The sequence below is a fragment of the Citrobacter sp. Cpo015 genome, from assembly GCF_030333035.1.
In the GTDB taxonomy this organism is placed as follows: Bacteria; Pseudomonadota; Gammaproteobacteria; order Enterobacterales; family Enterobacteriaceae; genus Citrobacter; species Citrobacter portucalensis.
Genome location: NZ_JAOWGS010000037.1, coordinates 159747 through 184617, shown reverse-complemented (window position 1 = coordinate 184617; position 24871 = coordinate 159747). Strand labels below are relative to the sequence as shown.

The 24871-nt window shown below is 49.0% G+C and carries 20 protein-coding genes; 10 read left to right on the top strand and 10 right to left on the bottom strand.

Annotation, left to right across the window (positions count from 1 at the left end):
* Positions 1–38 precede the first annotated feature (38 nt).
* The 3 genes from OGY67_RS16655 to OGY67_RS16645 all read left to right on the top strand — a co-directional run bounded on the left by OGY67_RS16655 (position 39) and on the right by OGY67_RS16645 (position 3435).
* Positions 39–1427 carry a diguanylate cyclase gene (locus tag OGY67_RS16655; RefSeq protein WP_048236011.1) on the top strand — a complete coding sequence of 463 codons (1389 nt, stop codon included), beginning with the start codon at positions 39–41 and terminating at the stop codon, positions 1425–1427.
* Between the two features lie 220 nt (positions 1428–1647).
* Entirely contained in the window at positions 1648–2742 is a 1095-nt protein-coding gene (locus OGY67_RS16650; RefSeq protein WP_286574226.1) for a 4Fe-4S binding protein, read from the top strand.
* Between the two features lie 183 nt (positions 2743–2925).
* Positions 2926–3435: a hypothetical protein gene (locus OGY67_RS16645; RefSeq protein WP_234693037.1), complete on the top strand. Its 510-nt coding sequence runs from the start codon at positions 2926–2928 to the stop codon at positions 3433–3435.
* A gap of 329 nt (positions 3436–3764) precedes the next feature.
* On the opposite strand, the gene foxA is transcribed toward OGY67_RS16645, so the two are convergent.
* From foxA to OGY67_RS16630, 3 genes are all read right to left on the bottom strand, one after another.
* Positions 3765–5873, bottom strand: a complete 2109-nt coding sequence (gene foxA, locus OGY67_RS16640; protein WP_100247269.1) for a ferrioxamine B receptor FoxA — start codon at positions 5871–5873, stop codon at positions 3765–3767.
* A 121-nt stretch (positions 5874–5994) separates the two neighbouring features.
* The gene (locus OGY67_RS16635; RefSeq protein WP_071444609.1) at positions 5995–6978 is read right to left on the bottom strand and encodes a helix-turn-helix transcriptional regulator; all 984 of its coding nucleotides are present in this window, start codon (positions 6976–6978) and stop codon (positions 5995–5997) included.
* A gap of 124 nt (positions 6979–7102) precedes the next feature.
* On the bottom strand, positions 7103–8008 hold the full coding sequence (locus tag OGY67_RS16630) for a LysR substrate-binding domain-containing protein (RefSeq protein ID WP_048236016.1): 906 nt from the start codon (positions 8006–8008) through the stop codon (positions 7103–7105).
* Positions 8009–8117: 109 nt separating this feature from the next.
* Between OGY67_RS16630 and OGY67_RS16625 the strand changes: the two genes are divergently transcribed.
* Positions 8118–8747: a LysE family translocator gene (locus OGY67_RS16625; RefSeq protein ID WP_286574223.1), complete on the top strand. Its 630-nt coding sequence runs from the start codon at positions 8118–8120 to the stop codon at positions 8745–8747.
* A gap of 101 nt (positions 8748–8848) precedes the next feature.
* On the opposite strand, the gene OGY67_RS16620 is transcribed toward OGY67_RS16625, so the two are convergent.
* The 4 genes from OGY67_RS16620 to pepT form a co-directional block, all read right to left on the bottom strand.
* Positions 8849–9085, bottom strand: coding sequence for a hypothetical protein (locus tag OGY67_RS16620; RefSeq protein WP_020996594.1), 237 nt, complete (start codon positions 9083–9085; stop codon positions 8849–8851).
* Positions 9086–9183: 98 nt separating this feature from the next.
* Positions 9184–9813, bottom strand: coding sequence for a DUF2913 family protein (locus OGY67_RS16615; RefSeq protein ID WP_048226383.1), 630 nt, complete (start codon positions 9811–9813; stop codon positions 9184–9186).
* 322 nt (positions 9814–10135) lie between these two features.
* Positions 10136–11497 (bottom strand): C4-dicarboxylate transporter DcuC, encoded by a 1362-nt coding sequence (gene dcuC, locus OGY67_RS16610; protein WP_003830889.1) that lies wholly within the window; start codon positions 11495–11497, stop codon positions 10136–10138.
* Entirely contained in the window at positions 11494–12750 is a 1257-nt protein-coding gene (gene pepT, locus OGY67_RS16605; RefSeq protein ID WP_079935107.1) for a peptidase T, read from the bottom strand. Before pepT ends, dcuC begins: the two co-directional genes overlap by 4 nt.
* 1321 nt (positions 12751–14071) lie before the next feature.
* Here pepT and OGY67_RS16600 point away from each other — a divergent pair.
* Positions 14072–14329, top strand: coding sequence for a YjhX family toxin (locus OGY67_RS16600; RefSeq protein ID WP_008783846.1), 258 nt, complete (start codon positions 14072–14074; stop codon positions 14327–14329).
* 10 nt (positions 14330–14339) lie between these two features.
* Positions 14340–15086, top strand: a complete 747-nt coding sequence (locus OGY67_RS16595) for an SAM-dependent methyltransferase (protein ID WP_008783845.1) — start codon at positions 14340–14342, stop codon at positions 15084–15086.
* A gap of 56 nt (positions 15087–15142) precedes the next feature.
* On the opposite strand, the gene OGY67_RS16590 is transcribed toward OGY67_RS16595, so the two are convergent.
* Positions 15143–15706: a DJ-1/PfpI family protein gene (locus OGY67_RS16590; protein ID WP_286574222.1), complete on the bottom strand. Its 564-nt coding sequence runs from the start codon at positions 15704–15706 to the stop codon at positions 15143–15145.
* 402 nt (positions 15707–16108) lie between these two features.
* Between OGY67_RS16590 and OGY67_RS16585 the strand changes: the two genes are divergently transcribed.
* Both OGY67_RS16585 and OGY67_RS16580 read left to right on the top strand, forming a co-directional pair.
* Positions 16109–17221 carry an agmatine deiminase family protein gene (locus OGY67_RS16585; RefSeq protein ID WP_286574220.1) on the top strand — a complete coding sequence of 371 codons (1113 nt, stop codon included), beginning with the start codon at positions 16109–16111 and terminating at the stop codon, positions 17219–17221.
* 502 nt (positions 17222–17723) lie between these two features.
* A complete protein-coding gene (locus tag OGY67_RS16580) occupies positions 17724–19946 on the top strand; it encodes an EAL domain-containing protein (RefSeq protein ID WP_286574218.1) in 2223 nt (740 codons plus the stop codon).
* A 186-nt stretch (positions 19947–20132) separates the two neighbouring features.
* On the opposite strand, the gene OGY67_RS16575 is transcribed toward OGY67_RS16580, so the two are convergent.
* Together OGY67_RS16575 and OGY67_RS16570 are read right to left on the bottom strand one after the other, a co-directional pair.
* The gene (locus tag OGY67_RS16575; RefSeq protein WP_048236023.1) at positions 20133–21521 is read right to left on the bottom strand and encodes an APC family permease; all 1389 of its coding nucleotides are present in this window, start codon (positions 21519–21521) and stop codon (positions 20133–20135) included.
* Positions 21522–21864: 343 nt separating this feature from the next.
* Positions 21865–23283 (bottom strand): glutamine synthetase family protein, encoded by a 1419-nt coding sequence (locus tag OGY67_RS16570; RefSeq protein WP_003830879.1) that lies wholly within the window; start codon positions 23281–23283, stop codon positions 21865–21867.
* Positions 23284–23495: 212 nt separating this feature from the next.
* Here OGY67_RS16570 and puuD point away from each other — a divergent pair, with 212 nt between their 5' ends.
* Positions 23496–24260, top strand: a complete 765-nt coding sequence (gene puuD, locus OGY67_RS16565; RefSeq protein ID WP_003830878.1) for a gamma-glutamyl-gamma-aminobutyrate hydrolase — start codon at positions 23496–23498, stop codon at positions 24258–24260.
* 25 nt (positions 24261–24285) lie between these two features.
* A complete protein-coding gene (puuR, locus tag OGY67_RS16560; protein WP_003830877.1) occupies positions 24286–24843 on the top strand; it encodes an HTH-type transcriptional regulator PuuR in 558 nt (185 codons plus the stop codon).
* The last annotated feature ends 28 nt before the right edge of the window (positions 24844–24871 follow it).

Here is a 24871-nt window from a genome sequence, read left to right as displayed (position 1 = left end):
CCGCCTGAATTTTTAATCGCAGGTTGAGTGGCAGTGAGATGGAACAGGTTGAACCGGTAAACGACACATTACTCCTTACAGAATGGCAGGCGCTGATACGACAAACATCGCCTGACGTTCACACGCTCCTCACATCGTTAAGCGATGAAGAGATCCGCCATTTAGTGACCGTTTTTTATGACTATATGCTCTCCCATGCCCAGAGCGCATTGTTCCTCAATACAGAACAGGTCAGTACCCGCCTCAGCGGCAGTATGTTTGACTGGTTACGCAGCGTGCTTGGCAGCGCGCACGAAGATCTACCGCAGCTGCTGGCCAAACAGCGAGAAATTGGCGTGGTGCATGCCCGTATCGGCCTGCCCATCGATCTGGTAAACCGCGGCGCGCGTAAGCTCAAGGATGAGCTGTATCGGGTATTGAAAACCAAAGCTGACGACTCGTCTTCCCTGCTGAGCAATGCTATCTGTTTCAGCAGCCTGGCAATGGATACTGCGCTGGAGGCCATGACCGTCTCCTATTCCCCAAGCCACCAAAACTCTCTGCATACGCAGGAGCAGTATCGCCTGCAGACCATTTACGATGACGTTAACGTCGAACGCGAACGACAAATTCGCTCATTTACCGACTGGGAAAATCAGTTTATCTATAACATCGCCATCGGTATGCCTTTCGGTGAGATGGTATTTCTGGCAAATTCTGATTTTGGTATGTGGTTCTCGCATAAAGGAAAACACATTCTCGGCAACAGCAATCTGTTGAAAGAAATGGAATCGCTGATAGCAGAGATCGACAACCGCATGACGACCACCTTTTCGCATCAGCATCAGCCAACAGAACCTGAGAGGATGAGCCTGTTGCAGGATGTCCGCCAGCTATCGGCAAAAATCCATTTCCTGCTCGCCTCAATGTTTGACGCACTGGTTAAACAGGAAAATGGTAAAGACTCGCTGACCCAGTTACTTAACCGCCGCTTTATTCCAACCATCATGCGGCGTGAGATTTCGTTAGCGTTACATGCGCGGAAGCCCTTCACCCTGGCGATGCTGGATATCGACTACTTTAAGCAAATTAACGACAACTATGGGCATAATACTGGTGATATGACGCTCAAAAACGTCGCAGCGGTCATTTATGATCATATCCGTAGCAGCGATTACGTGTTTCGCTATGGTGGTGAAGAATTTATGATCCTGCTCGTCGAGTCAGACAAGTCGCAGGCCAGTATTATCCTCGAAACGCTGCGTATGAAGATTGCCGAGATGTGCATGGCGGCATCGGCGGCAGAATCATTTTCTATTACCGTCAGCATTGGCATCGCCGAATATGACTATCATCCCGACTATAAACAGTTGGTTGATAAAGCCGATCGCGCGCTTTATCTGGCGAAAAGTAATGGCCGCGATCGCATAGAGGTATATCAGGAATAACCTTCTCCGCCATAGAGAAATAAATACCCCATTCAGGGTATTTATCTGATCGGCGATAAATACCGAGCTGTTATTTTTATTCAGGCATATTGGCATGATGAAAATAACAGCCACGTAATAAGATGCAAATCAAATACACCAAATCTGAATAGCGCTAGCATATCCCGGTGATGACGCCTTCTGAATGCAGAAGGGGAAATATGAGGGATAGTATAAAACCATGAACGGGAAGAAGAGAACACGCTGGCAGCGCCGTCCAGGCACGATCGGAGGCAAACTGCCGTGGAATGACTGGCGCAACGCCAGCAGCTGGCGAAAAGCCACCCAGTTTCTCCTGATGGCTATTAATATTTATATTGGCGTAACGTTCTATTACTGGGTCCGCTATTTCGAAACCGCCGGCACCAGCGTCTATATTCCAAGGCCAGGTGGTATTGAGGGATGGCTACCAATCGCGGGTTTGATGAATATCCGCTATACGCTGGAGACTGGTTTTCTTCCGCCTATCCATGCCGCCTCCATGCTGCTGTTAGTTGCGTTTATCCTGATTAGTCTGTTGTTAAAAAAAGCCTTCTGTTCGTGGTTATGCCCGGTGGGCACGCTGTCCGAACTGCTCGGCAATCTGGGGAAAAAAGTATTTGGTCGCAACTTCACGCTGCCGCGCTGGCTGGATATCCCGCTGCTCAGTCTGAAGTATTTGCTGCTGAGTTTCTTTTTGTATATCGCCCTGTCGATGCCTGCACAGGGGATTCAGTATTTTCTAATGTCGGCCTATGGCATGATTATCGACGTGAAGATGCTCGATTTCTTTCGCCATATTGGCTCCGCTACGCTCATCTTTGTTGTCGTTATCAGTGTCCTGAGCCTGTTTATTCGCAATGCCTGGTGCCGCTATCTGTGCCCTTATGGTGCGCTGCTCGGTTTGTTCTCGCTGCTCTCACCGTTTAAAATCCGCCGTAACGCAGACAGCTGCATCGACTGCGGAAAATGCGCGAAAAACTGCCCGTCGAATATCCCGGTCGACAGACTGATTCAGGTGCGTACCGTGGAATGCACTGGCTGCATGACCTGCGTTGAATCCTGCCCGGTGGCCTCAACGCTGAGCTTCTCACTGCAAACACCACCGGGGGCGCAAGACAACGGTAAACCGTTATGGCGACAGAGGACGCTATCAGGTGTTGCCATGACGCTACTGGTGCTTGGCATTCTGTTTGTCACCATTGGTTATGCCGTTTATGCCAATGTCTGGGATACGCCAGTGCCCGATCATATGTATTTCCAGCTGATCCCGAAGGCAAAGATGATCGGCCATTAATTTTTTTATCAGTATGTTCAAAACCCTGCCAATTCTGGCAGGGTTTCCCGCCTGTCCTGCCATTTTAAGACAATTGAACTTGTGCCATCGCGCTCTCGTTTATACAACCTTAAATATCATCTGTAATAATTTTTCTATTTTGTTATGGGCGACTGGGATCAAAATAATGAACGGGATAACATCATGACTAAAATAAAACTGGCACTGCTATTACCTCTGTTTATGGCAGGTTGTACGATGAATGACGGGGAATTAAGAAACGCTTACGCTCAGCATTATCAGCAACCTACCGCTTATGTAGATGCTTATAAACAGAAAATAGCCAGTATGGATATTCATGCGCTGGCCCAATATGCCGCCGCAGAAGATAAGAAAAAAATGCGCGGGCAGCCAAGACTGAAAATCGACGAATTTATTACCATTGAGAACGTGCAGGCGAAAGGAAATCGGGTGGTCTACGATTACTCACTGTCCGAAAGCTGGCTGGCGCTGTCCGCAGATAAACAGCGCGAAAAGCAGACCAATATGAATAAAGACCTGATCTACCGTACCTGCTCGCTGGAAACGGTACGTCTGGCGCAGGCAAAAGGGCTGGAAGAAGAGCATAACTATTACAGCCAGTACCCAGACAAAGTCGCCTTTACGCTGAGAACCAGCGCGCAGATTTGTCTGCAGAACGGTTTTACACAATAGCCGCAATCACAAAGCCTGATGCGCTGCGCTTATCAGGCCTACGATTTGCACGCTGCCGTAGGCCGGATAAGGCGCCAGCGCGCAGATTTGTCTGTAAAACGGTTTACACAATAACCGCAATCCACTATGCCTGATGCGCTGCGCTTATCAGGCCTACGATTTGCACGCTGCCGTAGGCCGGATAAGGCGCCAGCGCGCAGATTTGTCTGCAGAACGGTTTTACACAATAACCGCAATCCACTATGCCTGTTGCGCTGCGCTTATCAGGCCTACGATTTGCACGCTGCTGTAGGCCGGATAAGGCGCCAGCGCCGCATCCGGCTAAAACATCAGAATTTCCAGGACACACTGCCGACAATGCTGCGCTCGGCGCCGAAGTAGCAGTATGAGAGCGAGTTACAGGCTGCAACGTAGCGCTTGTCGGTCAGGTTGTTAACGTTCAACTGCGCGCTCAACCCTTTAATGCCGATATTCGTTAAGTCGTAACCAATCACCATATCCACCAGTGTGTAGGACGGCAGGGTGTGAGTATTCAGGCGATCGCTGGTAATACCGTTAACGTAGCGCACGCCTGAACCCAACGTCAGGCCGTCCAGCGGACCGCTTTTCACATCGTAGCTCAGCCAGGTACTGGCCTGGTTACGCGGGGCGTACACTGCGCGCTTGCCCTGTTCTTCCGGGCTGCTTTTCTTATAGCGAATGTCGGTATAGGTATACGCCGCCTGCAAACGGAAGCTATCCGTCAGTTGGCTAATTGCCTCCAGCTCCACCCCTTCAGATTCAATTTCCCCAATCGAGCGGTACGGATCGGTCGGCTCTTCTTTGGTGGCTATATTCGTCTGATTGATACGGAATACCGATGCGCTGAACTGGCTGTTGAGTCCTTCCGGCTCATATTTCAGCCCGGCTTCCCACTGCTTGCCTTTCATCGGATCCAGCAGATTGCCGTTCTCATCGGCAAAGCTGGTTGGCGTAAAGGCAGTGGAATAACTCACGTACGGCGCAAAGCCGTTATCGAATAAATAGAGCAGCGCGGCACGGGTACTGAAGTTGTTTTTATCCAGATCGCTGCGAGTATCCTTGATCTTATCAATGTTAGAAACGCTGACCTGATCGTAGCGACCACCGAGCGTAATACGCCAGCGATCCCATGACATCTGATCCTGCAAATAGTAACCCGTCTGGCGCAGCTTGTGTTTCTCACGCGCATACATGTCGATGTAATCAGGCTTCGCGCCGTACACTGGGTTAAAAGCGTCAATCGGCGGGAAAGCGCCGTAGTAACCGGTAGTATTGTTGCTGCGATCCTGATAGTCGATCCCCACCAGCAGACGGTGGTTTACCTGCCAGGTATCAAAGCTGCCGTCGAGCTGGTTATCCAGCGTAATCGCCGACATTTTTTCATCGGAGCCGGAGTAACCGCGATTAAGCTCGGTTTCATTCAGCCAGCCCGCCGCATACACCTGATTCAGCTCAACGTCGGTATGCAGATAGCGCAGCTTTTGCCGCACCGACCAACCGCTATCAAACATATGCTCAATGTTGTAGCCCACCATGTTTTCACGGCGATCGTATTTGTCGTAATCATCCTCGCCTTCGTAAAAGGTGTTGGAGATCTTTTGCCCGTAATGCGGAACCACGGTGCCGTCATACGGCAGACCGGAGTGGCTACCGCCTTCCGGGTCGCGGTGCAGATAGGCCATCAGATCCAGACGCGTCTGGTCGGTGATACGCCAGGTCAGGCTGGGCATCAGCGCGTAACGCTCTTCCTTCAATGGACCAAACTGCGAGTCCGCGTAACGCGTCATCCCGCTCAGTCGCGCCGCCACGCGATCGTTATCATCCAGTGCCCCGGTGACGTCAAACGCCGCGCCGCGCTGGTTATTGTTGCCGGCAAACAGCTTCACCTCACCGCCCGCATCAAACGACGGCTTACGCGAGGTCAGAGCCACAATGCCACCCGGGGAGGAACGGCCATACAGTACGGAAGCCGGGCCACGTACGACTTCGATATCTTCGAGGAACCACGGATCGACCACCAGCGAGCTGTGTGAGTTGGTGTCGCCCATCATCTTCAGACCATCAAGATAGACGTTATCCAGGCTACCGTCAGAAAAGCCACGCAGCACGATGTAGTCAAAGCGGTTGGAGGCGCCAATCTGATTGCTGTACACACCCGGCGTATAGCTGACGGCCTGGCGCACGCTGGTTGCGCCCTGCTCTTCAAACTGTTCACGGGTAACGATCGATACCGACTGCGGCGTTTCAATATCCGGCGTGGCAAGCTTCGTGGCCCCGCTCTGCATCTGCGAGGTGACAACCACCGTATCGTTTTTTGTTGTTTCCTGCGCCAGCAGAGGAAAAGCCACGCTGCCGGTAACCCATCCCACCAGCAGCGCCAAGCGAGTCTTCGCGAACATGAATATCTCCAAAGGCATGTCTAATTGTAAGTGAGAATTATTACCTTTTTGCTGGCGGAGATAGCTATGCCGGATGCCAGGTTGCCTATGCGCAGTGCCAAATTGTCAGGAAATCACGTGCGTAAAACGCAAATATGGATTAGCAAAGTTTGAGCAAATCACCGGGTGAAAAGCCGTAACGGCGGCGAAAAGCGGTAGAAAAGTTGGTGGCGTGCTGATAACCCGACATCCAGGCCGCCTGCTGTACGCTATATCCTTCCAGTAGATAGCCGCGTGCACGTTCCAGACGGCAATCGCGCAGGTAGTCGAACACCGAACAGCCATAGGCTGCGCGAAACTTACTGCGCAGGCTGCTGGGACTCATCGCTGCGCGTTGGGCCAGTTCATTAAGGGTGTAATCATTTTCGGGACTCTGCTCCAGCAATCGGCGAACGACCTCCAGCCGCTGCTGCTCACCGCTCGCCGCAAGACGTTTACCGCTCTCGACCTGACACACGCTGAGGCCATGACCAAACAGTTGTAATATCAGCCCTTCCAACATCAGCTGACGAGAAACATGGCTAATTGTGCTCTGCTGCGCGTACTGCAGTCCGCTGAGTAAAAACCCCGGCACCTGCCAGATAAGCGTCGGCGTCTGGCATCTTTCCCACTCACGCATCAACGATTCGAGCAACCCCGTGCGACACGCGCCGTCGGGATACAAACCGAGCGATAATGTCCGCAGTTTACAATCAGCATGATGACGGGCACGCATCGTCTGGTGCTCACTCAGGCGTGAGCTAAACGCCATGCCGGAGCGCACCACGTGCTCCTGTCCGTTAAGCGTCAGGATCACGCAGCCTTCCAGTACCACCAGCATATACAAAGGGCTGTCGTGACGAGAGGTGGTTTCGTAGGGTTGCAATACCTGTACGTCGGAGTGCGTCACGCACATCCCACATGGGAGAGTCATCTCCTCAATTTCACCTTGCAGAACAGGGCTGCCAGACGGTAAATCCGGCCTTTGTGCCAACTGGGGAAAGCGGTAATCGATCCCGTAGCGCTCACCAAAATCCATAAACTCGCTGACGGAGAAAGTGCGAGCGACGCGTCCGGAGGCATTCAGGGCGGTGGTATTGTTCATGCTGTCTTCTGCGCAGAAAATGGGATTAACGGTTTATAACTGAAGCAACATTACCATTACCTGCGCAATACGACAATAATAATGAGAACCATTATCAATATGGGTGATTAGCAGAATAAACAGCTTAATCCAGCCAGTTTAGATCTGCCGAGGAGACACACGGCGCAGCCTCTTTTAACCAGCGATACAGCAGCTCAATATTTCTAAGCCGTGTTGAAGTCTTTGGCCAGACAAGGTAATAGCCCTCGCCAGTTGCTACCGCATCTTTAAACGGTAACGCCAACATCCCTGCCTGAATGGCCGCCAGGCTTAACAGCAGGTCGGCAACGGACACGCCATGACCGCTCATCGCGGCAAGACTGCCCTGCTCCAGGGTGTCGAACACTTTGCCTCGCGCAAGATTCAACGCCGGAAACTTCCCGGTGCGTTGCAGCCACCGACGCCAGTCACGGCGATCCGCTGAGGGATGAATCAGTTCACAGGCAGAAAGATCGCGCTGCGCCTGCACCAGCAGTGCGGGTGAGCACACCGGGATAAGCCACTCCTGAAACAGCAACCGGCTGTCGGTATCGTCACCAAAATGGCCATTCCCTAACAGGATCGCACAGTCATACGGTTCACGACCGAAGGATACCGAATCGGTATCCATCCAGACGCTGGAAATTTCGACAACCGGGGTCGGATGCGCTTCACGGAAATGACGCAGCACGTCCAGAAGCCAGCGCATCGTCAACGTAGACGGCGCTTTCAGCCGTAGCTCATGACTGCTGCTGCGAAAGGCATGACACGCGTGTTCCAGACTCTGAAACCCAGCCGTCAACTGCTGCGCCAGCCCTTGGCCAGAAGGCGTTATCTCGATACGCGGGCCGCTACGGACAAATAGCTCACAACCAAACCATGCCTCCAGCGTGCGAATATGACGGCTTACCGCGCCCGGCGTCACGTTAAGTTGAATAGCGGCTTTACTGAACGATCCCAGACGGGCTGCGGCTTCAAAAGCCCTCAGGGCATACAACGGAGGTAGCGTCATTCTCAGCTTCTATGTTGAGTTTTACTCACAGTAGAGCGCAGTTTTATTCGTTTTTCAATGCGCCACGCAGGCGGAATACTGATGGAAAATATCATCAGGATAATCAGGTATGAATTTCACTTTACTGGCTGCCTATAGCCTCAGCGTAGTAACCCTGCTGTTAACTCCGGGTCCTGTCGTGGCGCTGATTACCACCACCGCGTCGCAGCACGGCTATCGCCGGGCCTTTCTCACGCTGATTGGCACTAACGGCGCTTCTTTAGTATTGATTGCTCTGGCTGCACTGATGCTAGCTGGCGTGGTATCAATCTCTGCGATATGGCTTGGCGTACTGGGTCTTGTGGGATCGCTGTATATCGGTGTGATGGCGATTAGCGGCCTGCGGGCCAGGGACTCACACCTCGGACTGAGTGCGCCAAAACGCGATAACAGCGGGCTTATCCATGGATTTCTGACAGGGGTCGCTAACCCAAAGGACATTTTGTTTTTCGTAGCGTTTTTTCCCCAGTTCATTGCCATTACGCAAGATTTCACCACCAGCATTCTGACGCTAACGCTGGTGTGGGTTATTTTTGATGTTACGGTGCTGTCTTTTTACATCATGGTTTTCAAACGCTGGATGCCAGAGCGGTTTGCCAGACGCAGCGTTTTTATCTCCTCCCTGTTTCTGCTCGCGGTGGCGGTGTTTGGCATTATTTATAATGTACACGCGCTACAAATGCTCTCACCCGCGATGTGATCCCCAACGAATTGTTCAGCCAGACATCTCATCTTGCACCGGGAGGAATAAAATAAGAACAAATCGACATTAACATTATTAATGGATTTATAAACCAGGATTCAGAAAATATAGACGATAACATTTTCCTGGCGTTCAACTGGCACCCTTACCCATGACAACGCATCAACGGCGACAGGTGCCATTTCATTTTCTAAGCGAAGTAAAGGAGTGTTGCCATCTGGTACAACCGTGCTTTCACCGATCTCAAGAACGCCCCGAAAAGAAATGGACACATTGTCTGGCGTATCCGACAACCTTATCCATTCAGTTGTAATCACTAACTTTCGAGTAAACATTCGCTGTCCTTTGCGCGTGGTATAAATCCGATAATTTCACAGGTAGATCAATACACTCTTTGAACAAACAGAAATTTGTCCCCCATATCAGTTAAGCATTACTTAACTGAAAGAAAATTGAAGTAATAAAACTCATTCGAAATATGTTTCACAAATTCAACCGGCAGGTTATGTTTGATGAACGTTAACTTTGCAAACTCAATATCGCCGTACACTCGAATACAGAAAGGTTTGACTATCTCGCCCTGCACGCCAAAGCACTCCTGAAGCCGGGTGTCATCCATAAAAATAAAGTCACCTTTTCTGACCTTAATACTTTCATGAAGGCCTTGCCACTTCTCCGGAGTGAGCAGAAAGCTCTCCCATCCATTATTTCTCAACACTTCAATCGTGTGAGTAAATTTAAAATAGTCGTTTTGCATTGTCACATCACCACTCGATGTGGCGTACAAATATTCTATTTTAAATTTAAGTTGTGCATTGAGGCTTTTTTTCTTCCCCTCATCAATTAACCACTGAAGCTCACTGACAATGCTCTTCGAAAATATTTTTCTTTTTTTGGCAATAGCCAGCCAATGCATAATGAATAGATGCTCTGACATTTTAGAGTAGATTTTATGATCCTTTATTGCAATACCAATTGCGACTAACGCACTCCAGGTAAAGGCTTCCAGATCATCCTGATAATGATGTCGTAACGTACTAACTCTTCCAGAATCCCTTACCACTTAAACCTGCCCAAATAAATCATCATTGTTATTCCACGTCATTCTTGTATTACTCTATTAAAAAATTACTACAACTAAAATCGCCAAAATATGATCCAGATTAACTTATCTCTATGTAATAAACGTGCAAATATAATACATCATACTTATTAATCATTAATCCGGGGTGGCTCAACAATGACTAATAAGAATAATGCGATAAAGATAAAGGTTAATAATAATCACCAGTAATCAATATCACCTTTTGTGATGAGACCTGTAAACAGAAAAAGCAAACTACCGGGCATTCAGCAACCCGGAAGTTTGCTTATTACAGACGAAGTTAATAGAAAATACCGATGATCAGGGTATGCGTTACAAAGCCCACGATCAACGGTACGGCGGTACGTTTAACCACATCAAATGGCGTTATTTTCGCCCCACTGGAAACGGCAATCACCACGCCGGAAACCGGTGAAATTGCCCGCCCCATATGTGATGCCTGTTGCATCGGCAGGATCATGGCAACAGCGTTAGCGCCCATACTTGCCGCGATTTGCGGGATCAGCTCAACGAAAGCAAGGAATGGCGCATTACCCGATCCCATAATAATTGCTGCCGCCAGCGTCACCAGCGCAAACACCACCGCCATAGCAAATGGAGGTAATCCCACGTGCTCCGCCATCAGGATTAATTGATCAATGGCACCAATAACTTTAATCCCGTGAGCAAAAACACCTGCCGCAACCAGTAGCCCAACCACCCCGGTAAAGGCGGTGCCCATGCCTTTAAGGAAATGGCTGAATCCTTCGCATACTGACTTTAAATCACGCACCCGCAGCCACTCAATCAACATGCAGACAGCCATTGAAATGAGCACAATGGTGATAATATTCAGGTTAATACCACTGACGAACATTTCCGATGATCCCACCGCCATCAGTATCGGAAGCATCGGGAGAAGCGCATAAAAAGCCGGGGCTTTTCCTGAATCAGTCACCTCAGCGCTACCGATTTCCCGTGGAAGCGTCCCCGCTTTACGGTCGCAATGCCGCTGCCAGAAGAAATGGCAGACACCCACGACCAGCACGGTTGCCAGCGCTGCGGGTCCCTGGTGGTAAACAACGTATTCCACCACATCCATATTGACCGCTTTAGATCCCCTGATAGCATCGATGGCCGTCGGGGTATACGCCACACCAAGCGAGGTGGCAATAACCCCAGCAGCCGAGGCCGCAGAAAGCCCTAACCCCAGCATAATGGGGAACATCGTCCCCATCAGCAACACGGCAAGCCCGGTAGCGGATGGGATGGCCAACTGCAGGAGGCTGGCGAGCAGATAGGAGAAAAATAGAAGCACATAGGGCGAACGCAGCGCGCGCAAAGGTTTCGTCACGACCCGCACAACCGCTTCATTTGCCCCGATATGATCCATGTAATGCGCAAATCCCATCAGTGCCATAATCATCAGGCCGAGATCGGCAGCACGCGTACTAAAGAGATCGCGCATCACCTCGAAAGGATCGAGAAATGAAATCCCCGTACTGGCAACGCCCTTCGGTAATACAGAACCCCATCCGGTTAACGCCGTACAAATCATCAACACCAGGCCCGCAATGAACAGCACCGGTTCAGCGCGATAACCTTTCAGTATCAGACGCGCGACCACCACGATAACCAGTAGGGCAATTAACACCTGAATCATGGCTGAGCTCTCCTCTGCGCGAACTCAGCAAAGGTTTCCTCAATGACCGCTACCACCACATCGCTGGCGGCTCGCAGTGAACGCACCGGTAGATATTCATAAATTGAATGAAAGTTATGAGCACCGGTAAAAATATTCGGGCAAGGCAGTCCTTTCTGCGATAGCACTGCGCCATCATACCCACCACGCATGGCGACAGGTTGCGGGGTAATGCCACACTTCTGATACGCGCGTAACGCAATATCAATCGGGTAGTGTGCATCGCCCTGCAAGCTATTGAACACATTGGCATAGCGATCGGTTAAATGACAGACCACGCTGTTTTCTCCCCACAGCGCGCAGGTGCTGACGGCAAGCTGGCGGATATATGCCATACGCGCCTTATACCCTTCTTCGGTAAAATCCCGGATATCCAGCTTAAGCACCGTACGGGCGCTGTTACCCTGAAGCTGTTTTACCCAGTAATACCCTTCGCGTCCTTCCGTATACTCAGGCGCCTCTCCACCGGGCAGCATCGCAATAAACTTATGCGCCATCAGCAGAGAGTTCTTCAGCTTACCTTTGGCCGACATAGGGTGCGCGGACTGGCCGGTAAAGATGATTTCCGCATCACCCGCGTTCCAGTTCTCATAGACAAACTCTCCAATGCCGCAGCAGTCCAGGGTATAGCCAAAATCAGCGCCAAACGCCGCAACATCAAACGCTTTTGCTCCCCGTAATCCCTGCTCTTCATCAGGAACAAAACCGACCTTCACCGGCCCATGCTTAATCTCCGGATGCGCTACAAGGTACTCCAGGGCATTCATAATCGCGGCGATGGCGGCTTTATCATCAGCCCCTAGCAGACTGGTACCATCCGTCACCAGCAGGTCATCACCGATATAATTTTTCAGTTCCGGGAATTCACTTTCACGCAGATAAATATTCAGCTCCTGGTTCAGACACAAATCCCCACCGCTGTAGTGAAGACGTTGCGCATTTGTGTCCGCGGTCTGTTCTGCGCTGGTATCCAGATGACCAAAAAAGGAAACGACAGGGATGGTGTCATCGGTATTTCCAGGTAAGGTCGCGGTCACAATAGCGGTATCCCTGACCTCAATGTTTTCCATTCCTAATGCTTCAAGTTCTACTGCAAGTAGTTTTGCCAGTTCCATTTGACCAGGTGAAGAAGGCATTATCCCATTAGCACCATTTTCCCTTGAGGTCGTGGTATTGATTTTCGTGTAGTTAATAAAGCGTTCAACAATATCCATTCCAGGAGATCCTTTAATGTATCATTTACGAGGTACTGCAAGAGAAGACCTGCATACAGCGTGGGTTGAATAATCTGAGAACAAAATAAAATCAGCGCTCATCCCAGAACGCTGATTTTATGGGTATTACGACAACGATTTATATAAAGGAAGATAAAAAAAGGCCAGTAATTATACCTGTGATTAAAAACTCCTTTTGATTGATAAAATCATATTCCCTGTCTGTTTTTACTACATTTTCCATGGTGTTAAGCTAACAGAAGTCATAAACGGCATTCGTATGTCTAAGGGATAATAAAAATCATTTAGATTCTTGCCCCCGATACCGACACAAGACATACCATCGCTATATTTTTTTAATGAACAAATGCTGTAACAGCAACATGCAACCGTTTGCACCTCTCTACAAATAGCCACTTAACGCACTAAAATCCGTGAAAAAAATCACAATTACTTCAAAAGCGAAAATTAACATAACGCTTAAAAACAGATAGTTATAAGAAAAACTATATAATACCCCTATAAATAAAGATGAAATCACACTATTCACCATGAAATAGATTCATAGCGATACTATTTCAACATTACCGTATGGTTCACAGAACAAAACCTGTCGTCATCACTAATGCAAAACAACAAGAACAATAATATTAAATTATCTATATATGACGATTATCAAAATTATACACAGGCAAAAAAAACCTCTCCCCTGAGAAGAGATTCAGGGCAGAGGTAATACGGGTGTTAAGGACATTTTTATAGTTTTGATGATAACAGAAGAGCTTCTTGCTGGATTGAGTATACACACTTCACGACGTTAAGAAAATTCCTAAAAAGAATTAAAAGAAAACACCATTAAAAATCCTTTTTATAATAAAGACATGTTTATCAAATAAAACAAAATTAGGATAGGGAAAAATTAAATATCACTAATCTATAGTATGACGCAAGTGGGACTCACAACGCATCATTACGGCCAATACCGCTACTGACGATGTCTGAATATTCAATAAATTTAATATATCCATACACTGCTCAGCTAACGAGAGTTAAAAAATTATAAAATAAGCTAAACGCAATTTTTCGTCATAGATCACATTTTCCCGACAGAACGATTCCCCTACTCGCCCAGGCTGGTATGATTCAGCAGGTAAATACCTTTCAACTCAACCCGAGGCTTTGATGCTGGAGAATGTAATCATCAGATAATCAGCTTACCGACCTTTTCAGGCCGGACTGGTTATCAATGCGCCGAAATCGAATGCGGACACCGCTGTGTGTTTGCACGTTTTGCACATGATGATTAAACAGGTTTTCCAGTATGAATTTATCCCGTCAGGAACAACGTACCTTACACGTTCTCGCCAAAGGTGGCCGTATTGCTCACGTCCGCGATGCATCTGGTCGCGTCATTTCCGTCGAATGCTATAGCCGCGAAGGGTTACTGCTCTGCGACTGCACGCTCGACGTATTCAAAAAACTCAGAACGAAAAAGCTGATCAAATCCGTTAATGGTCAGCCCTACCGCATCAATACCACCGGGCTGAACAACGTTCGCGCCCAACTGGATAATCGCTAAGGAGAGAGAGATGGATATCCCGAAGATTTTTACGATCAGCGAAAGCGCACATCGCATTCATAATCCGTTCACCGCGCAAAAATATGCGACGTTAGGTCAGGTTTTACGGATGCCCCCAGGAACCCGCATCCTGGATCTCGGCAGCGGCTCGGGCGAGATGTTGTGCACCTGGGCACGCGATCATGGAATTTCCGGCGTTGGTATCGATATGAGCCAGTTATTCAGTGAGCAAGCCACCCTGCGGGCAAGTGAATTGGGCGTCACTGAGCACGTGCGTTTTATTCATGCCGATGCAACAGGTTATATCGCCGAAGAAAAATTCGATATTGCCGCCTGCGTTGGTGCAACCTGGATTGCCGGCGGCGTTGCCGGAACGATCAAACAGCTGGAACAAAGTCTCAAACCAGGCGGGATCCTGCTCATCGGCGAACCGTACTGGCGTCAGATGCCCGCAACGGAGGAGATCGCTATGGCTTGCGGCGCGGCTTCAGTAGCCGATTTTCTTTCTCTGCCAGAACTCGTTTCGTCTTTCGACCTGCTCGGTTATGACGTGGTGGAAATGGTACTGGCTGACCAGGAAGGTTGGGACAGATACGAGGCGGCAAAATGGTTGACGATGCGCCGGTGGCTGGAGGCAAATCCGGACGATGAGTTTGCCGCCGAAGTCAGAGAACAACTGAGAAGTTCACCAGTCCGCCACGTTGCATTCACCCGGGAATATATCGGGTGGGGCGTGTTCGCACTCATGCAGAGGTAATAAATGCAGTCGGTATAGCCTGGCAGGTTATACCGACTTTTTCATCGCATCATCGCTTACTTCATTAATACTTCAACAAATTTAGCTAACCATTGCGGATGCGCGGGCCATGCTGGTGCCGTCACCAGATTGCCATCAACGTAGGCCTGATCAATGCCAATATCGGCATAATGTCCACCGCTCAGACGAACCTCGGGCGCACAGGCCGGATAAGCGCTACAGGTCCGGTTTTCTAACACCCCCGCCGCCGCTAACAGTTGGGGCCCATGACAAACTGCGGCGATAGGCTTACCGGCAGTGTTGAAATCTTGCACCAGCTTAATGACATCTGGATTCAGTCGAAGATATTCCGGAGCACGCCCGCCGGGGATCAACAGTGCGTCGTAATCGGCGGCCCGCGCCTCGGCAAAATTCGCATTTAACGTAAAACGATGCCCCGGCTTTTCACTGTATGTCTGTGCCCCATCAAAATCGTGAATGGCGGTTTGAACGTAGTCACCCTGACTTTTATCCGGACAGACGGCCTCCACACGATGCCCAAGCATTTGCAAAGCCTGAAAAGGCACCATCGTTTCATAATCTTCGACATAATCTCCGACCAGCATCAGTATCTTCTTCATTCACATCCCCCACTCACGGTTATTAATGATGAGAAATAACGGCCATCTTTACTATAGTCCACACGGTTCATGGCATTAATAAATACAACAGAACAATCGGCCAGATCACAATCCACGGCAAGGCCCGTCAGACGGGGCTCAGAGCTAACGGCGTGCCATATGTTCATGCTGATAAATATAAATTATATATAAATATATAGTTGATAAATATTAATAGTCGCCAGTCTCACTCATTATATAAAACTAAGAGATTGCAACGCATATCTCTTGTGCTATATTTCGTGTGAAATTTACCCGCGATCACTTTATTTATTATTCAATATTTAAAATACGCAGAATATTTATTATCTATTATTATTTTATTCACCTGATATCAGGTAAAAATACGCAAAGGTTAATCCTATGATGACAAGACGTTCATTCGTCAGGCAAGGCCTGGTGACTTCAACGAGTATGCTACTCGCCGGTATGACGGGCTTCAGCTTTAGCCAATTTGCCCGCGCAACAGAGAACCGCCGCTGGCAAATGCCTGATGAAGGCGCACCACATACGGCAACCTGGATGGCGTTTGGTGCCAGTGCGGAGATCTGGGAACCTCATCTGCTACCGGTGGTGCAGGAAAACCTGGCGTTAGTTGCCAAAACCATCGCCGCATTTGAACCCGTTAATATGTTAGTACGCGAAGAAGACAGCGAGCTCGCCGCGCGTCTGTGCGGGCCGTCAGTCAATCTTCTGGTTCACCCAATAGACGATCTGTGGATCCGCGACACCGGGCCGGTGTTTGTGAAAAGCGCCAGCGGCGCGCTCGGCGGTGTGGGATTTAATTTCAACGGCTGGGGCAATAAGCAAGAGCACGAACGAGATGCCGATGTGGCTGAATTTGTTACTGATTACGTTCATGCCGAGTTTATCCCCTCGGTACTGACTCTGGAAGGTGGCGGTATTGAGGTGGACGGCGAAGGCACGGCGATTATTACCGAGAGCTGCGTGCTTAACTCCAACCGTAATCCTGGCGTCAGCAAAGCCGAATGCGAAGAAGAACTAAAGCGACTACTAGGTCTGGAGAAAATCATCTGGTTGCCGGGTATTGCCGGCAAGGATATTACCGACGGCCATACAGATTTTTACGCCCGATTCACGCATCCGGGTACGGTGGTGGCGGGTCTTGAGCAGGATCCGTCATCCTTTGATTACGCGATCACCCGACGTCATCTGGACATATTACGGGCCGCCACGGATGCCAAAGGCCGACGGTTGGAGGTAGTCACGCTGGAAGGACCTTCTACCATCCGCCAGACTTATGCGAGCGATGATTTCGCCGCGGGGTATATCAATTTTTATCTGTGTAATGATGCCGTCATTGCACCGCAATTTGGCGATAAGCGCACCGATCGTAATACCCATACTATTTTGCAGGAGCTGTTTGCCGATCGTGAAATTATTCAGTTGAATATCGACGGTATCGCTGCCGGTGGCGGCGGTATTCACTGCGCGACACAGCAGCAGCCTCGTTAATGATTAACAATTGAGTGTGTTGTGGGAAGGTGGGGAAACTCACTTTCCTGGCAATAAAAGAATGATTTTCATATCAAGGTGTAGCCATTAGTTAATATTAAAAAAGAGTAGCCTAACTAACATTCACGAAACAAATAACATTAAATAATAACAATTCAATAGCTTTCATCGATCTTTCATGGTATTTATGTTCTGCCAAACCTATCGATGAAAACTATCAAAAAATTTATATTGATCGTTTTTATCGATCGACTATTCTGTCTGAAATAATGACTTCTGACGCAACTTTTATTATCAGTACAGCCACAAAGATTGTTCTCCCCTGCGTTGTGAAACACAGTGAAATTATCGAGGGTCACATTCAAAAAATCCATATAACATACTTTAGAATAGTTTTCAATTAGCGAAAAGATCCAAAAATACACATTTCAAACCTCTAGTCTAACCTGTTTTAAGTAGATGACTTAAATCGAGAACGGTGATAACTCACTGAGAATTGCGAATGATGATATTGCTAAGAAAAACGGAAAGTATAAATTTCATTAATACATTTAGAGACTATTTTTGTGTCGGCATCGCGTTTTTTGCATTACAGCTGGTCGCAGGTCATCTCAGTAAGCAAGAGGATGTTACGGGTATAACACTGCATTTTTACGATCTCACTTTACCTCTCATTTCTGCACTGCTGGTTTTATACCGGCAAAAGGCGCTGCCAATTTTGGCTGCCTTTTTCTTGTATGCGCTTTACTCTTACTCTTTATCTTCGGTATTCACACTAACGGCTCAGCTACTGGCTGCTCTCATTAGCCAGACACTCTACTTTTTCTCGACAGGCAAACGAGGCGCGGTTAGCTTTGGTCGTAGCCAGCTTACAACCCTGCGTATTGTCTGGCTCGTGTGTTGCAACGCCTTACTATTCATCTCAATTGATCACTGGTTCCAGTCGAACACAGCCTCTGCACCGATCGCAAACCTTTTTACACTACAAACATTAATTAACTTACAGTGGCTGATGAACTCTTGCCTGACTGGCATCCCTTTTTGTTATCTGTTGCTTAGAAGCGTTCAAAATCCTGCATGGTGCATTCTATACATTAGACAAGTAAAGGCGCTGATAAAATCCGGCCCTCCTATTCTGTATCAAGTATTATGGCTGGTGTTGTTACTCTGCATTATGTCCGCTTTGATCGTCATCAGAGAGGATATTCTTATATTTACAGACTATTCATTACTGTGGTTACTTCCAGTAATGCTATGGGGAGTGATCTGTATTGGCCATGCTTTGATATCCCCTGTATGGGTAACAATGCTTATCCTGTTGGGATATTATATAAACAGTTATATTCCACCTGCTAACTATAATAATTATTTACATAGCCTCGTGATTTCCTCCACGATAGTGTTTGTCTTTTCTATTACGATTGTTGTTACCGGTGTACTTGTGGTTCATAACCGAAAATATCTCCGCCGCCTCAAACAACTTTTTAGATCAGAGCCTAACACCGGACTGCCTAACTTTCAGGCCCTGCAAATGGACATCCGTAAACACGCAACAGAGTGCTTGTGTTACATCCGTTGTACAGAGTTGAATACGCTGGAGCAAACTCACGGCATAGAATTCCGTTTTGAATTTGTAAAAGCGCTAAGTGCATATGTACGTAAATTGATTAAGGGTACAGGTGACATTTATTACGCACCAGGTCATGGAATAATTCTTCGCCTTAATGCTGTCCCTGATATTCCTGATCTCTACAAGGACCTAAACTCTTTTCGTTTTATCTGGAAGGACTACCAATTAGGGCTATCTTGTGGTGTGGCGTATACCACCGAGAAAAACCTGATTAAAAATTTATCTCAAGCAATTAAGCATCTTAATACCCAAAGCTACATCTCGTTAATGCAGGGGCAACCGTTGTTACTCAGCCCGCAAGTGCCAGGTGATAAAATTGTCAGCCAGGCTGTCATTCGTCATATGTTGCAAAAGGCAATTGACAGAAAGTCGTTTGAGCTTATGGCTCAACCCATCGTATCAACGATGCTGGTTGTTCAGCCGATCGTTTCAACCACGGGACTGACACGTTATCACGAGATACTTATTCGGATAAAAATGGTTGATGGTAAGTTAATCTTTCCAGACACCATCCTACCAGTTGCTCGCGAGGCAGGATTACTTCCTGCGCTGGATATCACTGTTATAGAGCAAACATTTCGTTTTATACAGTCACGGCAGAAATCTGACCCAAACAGTCACTTCTCCATTAATCTGACGCCTGACTCGCTTAATAAAATTGATTTTCTTGATAATGTTTTTACATTGTTTAGAAAATACTCAATAGCACCTGAACGTATAATATTTGAAGTTATTGAATCAGATATTATTGACAACGCTAATGTCACTGATGTTCTGAGAGCGCTACGTAAAGCCGGTTCTAAAATTGCTATTGATGATTTTGGCACAGGAGCATCAAGCTATTCACGACTACGAACGTTAGACGCAGACATTCTGAAAATTGATGGTTCCTTCATCCGTAATATATTGACCGATGAATTTAGTCGATGCGCCGTCAGATCCTTCTGCGAAGTAGCAAAACTCAAGAACATGGAAGTAGTCGCTGAGTTTGTTGAAAATGAGGAAATTGAAAAGATGCTAATTACGATGGGTATTGGTTGGTTACAGGGATACCATATAGGGAAACCCGTTCCTATTGAGTTGGCTGAATTATAATTCAGTAATTATAATAATAATTATATTCCTACATTGATTCACTTACCGGCTCCCGTGCCGGTTTTTTTATTCCCTAAAGCAAGCGGGACTTTAATTAAAGCAGGTATGCCGCGGCCGTTTGCCGCGACATACCGTGTTTCATTTTTAACTCAACTCAGCCGAATGCTACGGCCAATTCAGCTTCCATCACTCCCAGGCGCGCTCAGATTTCGCGGCGTCAAACTGCGGCGGCGGTTTGCGAAAACGTCCGGTCAGCCAGGCAAGATACACCAGCCCAACGCCGGCCCATACCAGTCCCAACGTCAGCGATGTCACCTCAAGATTCACCCACAGTACGGCAACCGTGGCGGCACCGACCATTGGCAATACCAGATAGTGCAGCTTCTCCTGCCAGGTATGCTTGCGTCCTTCACGACGCCAGAAGTGGTTAAACACGGAGAGATTAACGAACGTAAAGGCCACCAGCGCACCAAAGTTAATCAACGCCGTGGCAGTCACCAGGTCAAAAAACAGGGCCGACAGCGCCACAATCCCGACCATGATGACGTTCAACGCGGGAGTACGCCATTTGGGATGGACATAACCAAAGTACTTCTCCGGGAAGACGTTATCGCGGCCCATCACGTACAGCAGACGCGAAACGCTGGCATGCGACGCCAGACCTGAAGCCAGCGTATTCACAAAGGTGGTACACAGGAAAATAGACTGGAACAGCTTGCCGCCGACGTACAGCGCAATCTCCGGTAGCGCCGCATCCGGGTCTTTGAATCGGCTAATGTCCGGGAAGAACAGTTGCATAAAGAACGAGGCGGCAATGAAGATCAGCCCACCGTACAGCGCGGTAAGAAAAATAGCTTTCGGGATGGTGCGCGCAGCATCCGGCGTCTCTTCAGATAGAGTCGTCACCGCGTCAAAGCCGAGAAACGAGAAGCAGACAATGGTCGCCCCGGTGATAATCGGGATCAAATGCGCATTCTGGCTGATAAACGGTTGCAGCGACCAGACGGTCCCAACCCCTTCCCCTTTGTGCAGCCCCTGCACCACGAGGAAAATGAACACCACGATGATCGCCACCTGCACCAGTACAAACAGCGCATTGAAGTTCGCTACCAGATTAACGCTTTTCAGATTGGCCGCGGTGAGGATCGCGACGAACATCACCACCCAAATCCATGGCGCAACCCCCGGGAACAGCGCGGAAAGGTAAATTTTCGCCAATAGTACGTTAATCATCGGCAGGAAAAGGTAGTCAAGCAGTGACGACCAGCCGACCATAAACCCGACATGCGGGTTGATCGCTTTTTGCGCATAGGTATAGGCCGAACCGGCCTGTGGAAACTGGCGCACCAGCTTTCCATAACTGATGGCGGTAAACAGTACTCCCGCCAGGGCCAGCAGGTAGGAGGCCGGAACATGGCCATTGCTGATACCCGAAACAATGCCAAAGGTGTCAAACACCGTCATCGGCGTGAGATAGGCAAGCCCCATCACCACCACCTGCCACAGCTTGAGGGATTTACGCAGCTGTGCTTTGCCCGGCTGGGCAGAATGATCCGCAGAAGAGTTAGTCGACATAGTTTTCCTCCCCGCTACGAGTCCAGATCTGCGTTCGAAACGTGGGTACAGCAGACCTGGGTCGTGTCGGGGAGGAATGGCATAAAAAAGGCGTCAATGGGGTACGGCACAGATGCGGTCCGTATTTACTGCGGGAGCCATGAATACTCACGCGGGGCGGGTTTTTAAACATTGGCATCATCACATTTCCTCGTCACAAACTCTGTCGGTTATCTGAAGACCCGTTGTCGCCCGCGCTCCATTACGCGACATCCGGGAAATGGCAGGTATTCCTGCAATTTTTACGGGCTGGCTCCGCTCAGCCCGCATGATGCGACTTCTTTTTCAATGACCTGTACAACGGTCAGGCGTTTTTCAGCATCCACTCAATTTCAGTGTCGGTAATCAGACGTTCAAACTGGATAAGCTCATCGTTTTTACAGGCGTGATACACATGGCTAAACCGCTCACCCAATAGTTCACGCAGACTGTCATTTTGCATAAACTCCCACAGTGCATCGCTCTGGCGAATCGGGAACGGCAGCCCTTCCTGCTCCAGACCGTTACCCTCAACTTCTTCTTGTAACGGCAGTTCGTTATCCAGACCGTGAAGGATCCCCGCCAGAATGGTCGACATCACCAGATACGGGTTGGCATCAGCCCCCGCTACGCGATATTCAACCCGATGGTTATCACGGTCGCCGCAGGGAATCCGCAGCGCTACCGTACGATTGTTGTGCCCCCAGGACGCCTGGGTCGGAACATACATCCCCGGCTGGAAGCGGCGATAGGAGTTCACATTCGGCGCCAGAAGCGCCATTGATGCGGGCATCAGATCAATCATCCCAGCGAGCGCACGCTTTAATAACGCGGAATCATCGCCATTCGCATCAGCCAGCACGTTCTCACCTTTGTTATTCATGACGCTGATGTGGATATGCATCCCGCTACCGGCATGCTCCTCATAAGGTTTTGCCATAAACGTGGCATGCATCTTATGTTTCTCCGCCACCAGCCGTACCAGACGTTTCAGCGCCAGCGCGTCATCGCAGGCGTCGAGCACGTTGTCGGTATGGTAGAGGTTGATTTCAAACTGCCCTGGGGAGGCTTCAGCCACCGCGCCGTCGGCCGGGATCAGCTGCAAACGGGCCAGTTCATCGATATCGTTCAGCACATCAGCAAAGTGGTTCAGGTTATCAACCGAATAAACCTGACTTTGGGTATTACGATCGTCCGTTCCCGGCGCGCATGGCGGCTGCAGATAACCTTCGGGGTCACGCTTACGATCGAGTAAATAGAACTCCAGCTCTACCGCTACGACGGGGAACAGACCGCGCTGGCGAAGTTTCTGCCAGAGTCGGTTTAGTACGTTCCGCGGCTCAACGTCAAAGGGAGCGCCATCTTCATCCAGCATCGTCAGCATCATCTGCGCAATAAATTCCGGATCGGCAGCCGAAGGGGTTAACGTACCTGCCACGGGTACACAGGTCCGATCGGGTTCGCCAAGCTCCTGGCCTAATCCCGCCTCTTCGACCACATTGCCCAGAATATCCATCGCGAAAACGGATGCCGGGAAATAGCAGCCTTTCTCTAACTTATGCAATCCCGCAACGGGAAGGCGCTTACCGCGAAAACAGCCATTAAGGTCGGTTAACAACACATCCACATACTGCGTATTAGGATAGCGTTCCAGATACTGCTTAACTTCGCGCGCAAACGCGCTACTTCGTCTCTCTTCAGAATGCTGAACAAAATTCTCAACTTCTACGATATTGGTTTCCATGATTCACCGCCGTTGGCCTGGTAAGCTGTTCTGTGATTTAACTGTTAAATATAATGTCCACCCTTCGACTCTGGATGCAAACAAATTGTTTGTCAAATGTTAAATTAAGTTTGCTAGAAGGTTACTCCACTGCTAGATTGAGAAAATAATGAACGGAATGGCACAACAAGGAACCGTTTGGCAATAATTTATTCCAAAACGTGAGGTCGATCATGGGCAATATATTTGACAAGCCAGTTATTGGTGTAGTGATGTGTAGGAACAGGCTTAAGGGTCACCAGACCCAGACTCTGCAAGAAAAGTACCTGAATGCGGTATTAAATGCCGGTGGATTACCGATAGCGCTTCCCCATGCGCTTGCGGAACCCGAATTGTTGAACGCGCTGTTACCGAAACTGGACGGTATCTTCCTGCCAGGAAGCCCAAGCAATGTGCAGCCGCACCTCTATGGTGAAAATGGCGATGAGTCTGACGCCGATCCCGGGCGTGATCTTCTGAGCATGGCGCTAATTACCGCCGGGCTCGAAAGGCGCATTCCCATTTTCGCCATCTGCCGGGGCTTGCAGGAATTAGTTGTCGCCACTGGCGGGACTCTGTATCGTCGCCTGTGCGATCATCCACAGTTCCTGGAACATCGTGAAGATGCGGAACTCCCGGTGGAGCAGCAATATGCACCATCTCATGAAGTCCAGGTTCAACAGGGAGGATTGCTATCTCAGTTAATACCAGGTTGCAGCACGTTTTGGGTTAACTCCTTGCATGGTCAGGGCGCAAAAACCCTTGGCCCGCAACTGCGCGTGGAAGCACGCTCGCAGGATGGATTAGTGGAAGCTGCCAGCGTCCATGACCATCCTTTCGCGCTCGGCGTGCAGTGGCACCCGGAATGGAACAGTAGCGAATACGCCCTGTCGCGTTTGTTACTTGAAGGTTTTATCACCGCTTGTCAGAACCACCTCGCTGAAAAACAGCGACTCTGACCACTACAGTTAAGGAAATGCAATTATGAGCGATGACGGCCTGGCGCCGGGTAAACGTTTGTCAGAGATCCGCCAGCAATTGGGTCTTTCGCAGCGTCGTGCCGCCGAACTGTCTGGGTTAACGCATAGCGCCATCAGCACCATAGAGCAGGATAAAGTCAGTCCTGCCATCAGTACGCTGCAAAAGCTATTGAAAGTATATGGGCTGTCGCTCTCCGAGTTCTTCGCGGAACCGGAAAAGCCTGACGAACCGCAGGTGGTTATCAATCAGGATGATTTGATTGAGATCGGGAGTCAGGGAGTATCCATGAAGCTGGTACACAACGGAAATCCGAATCGTACGCTGGCAATGATGTTTGAAACCTATCAGCCAGGCACGACAACCGGGGAGAGAATTAAACATCAGGGTGAAGAGATTGGCACAATACTGGAAGGTGAAGTGATACTGACCATCAACGGTCAAACGTATCCTCTTGTTGCAGGACAAAGCTATGCCATTAACACCGGCATACCACACAGTTTCAGCAACACCTCGGCAGGGATCTGCCGCATCATCAGTGCCCACACTCCCACCACTTTCTAATAAGTAGCGGCCTGAGTTTCTCAGGCCT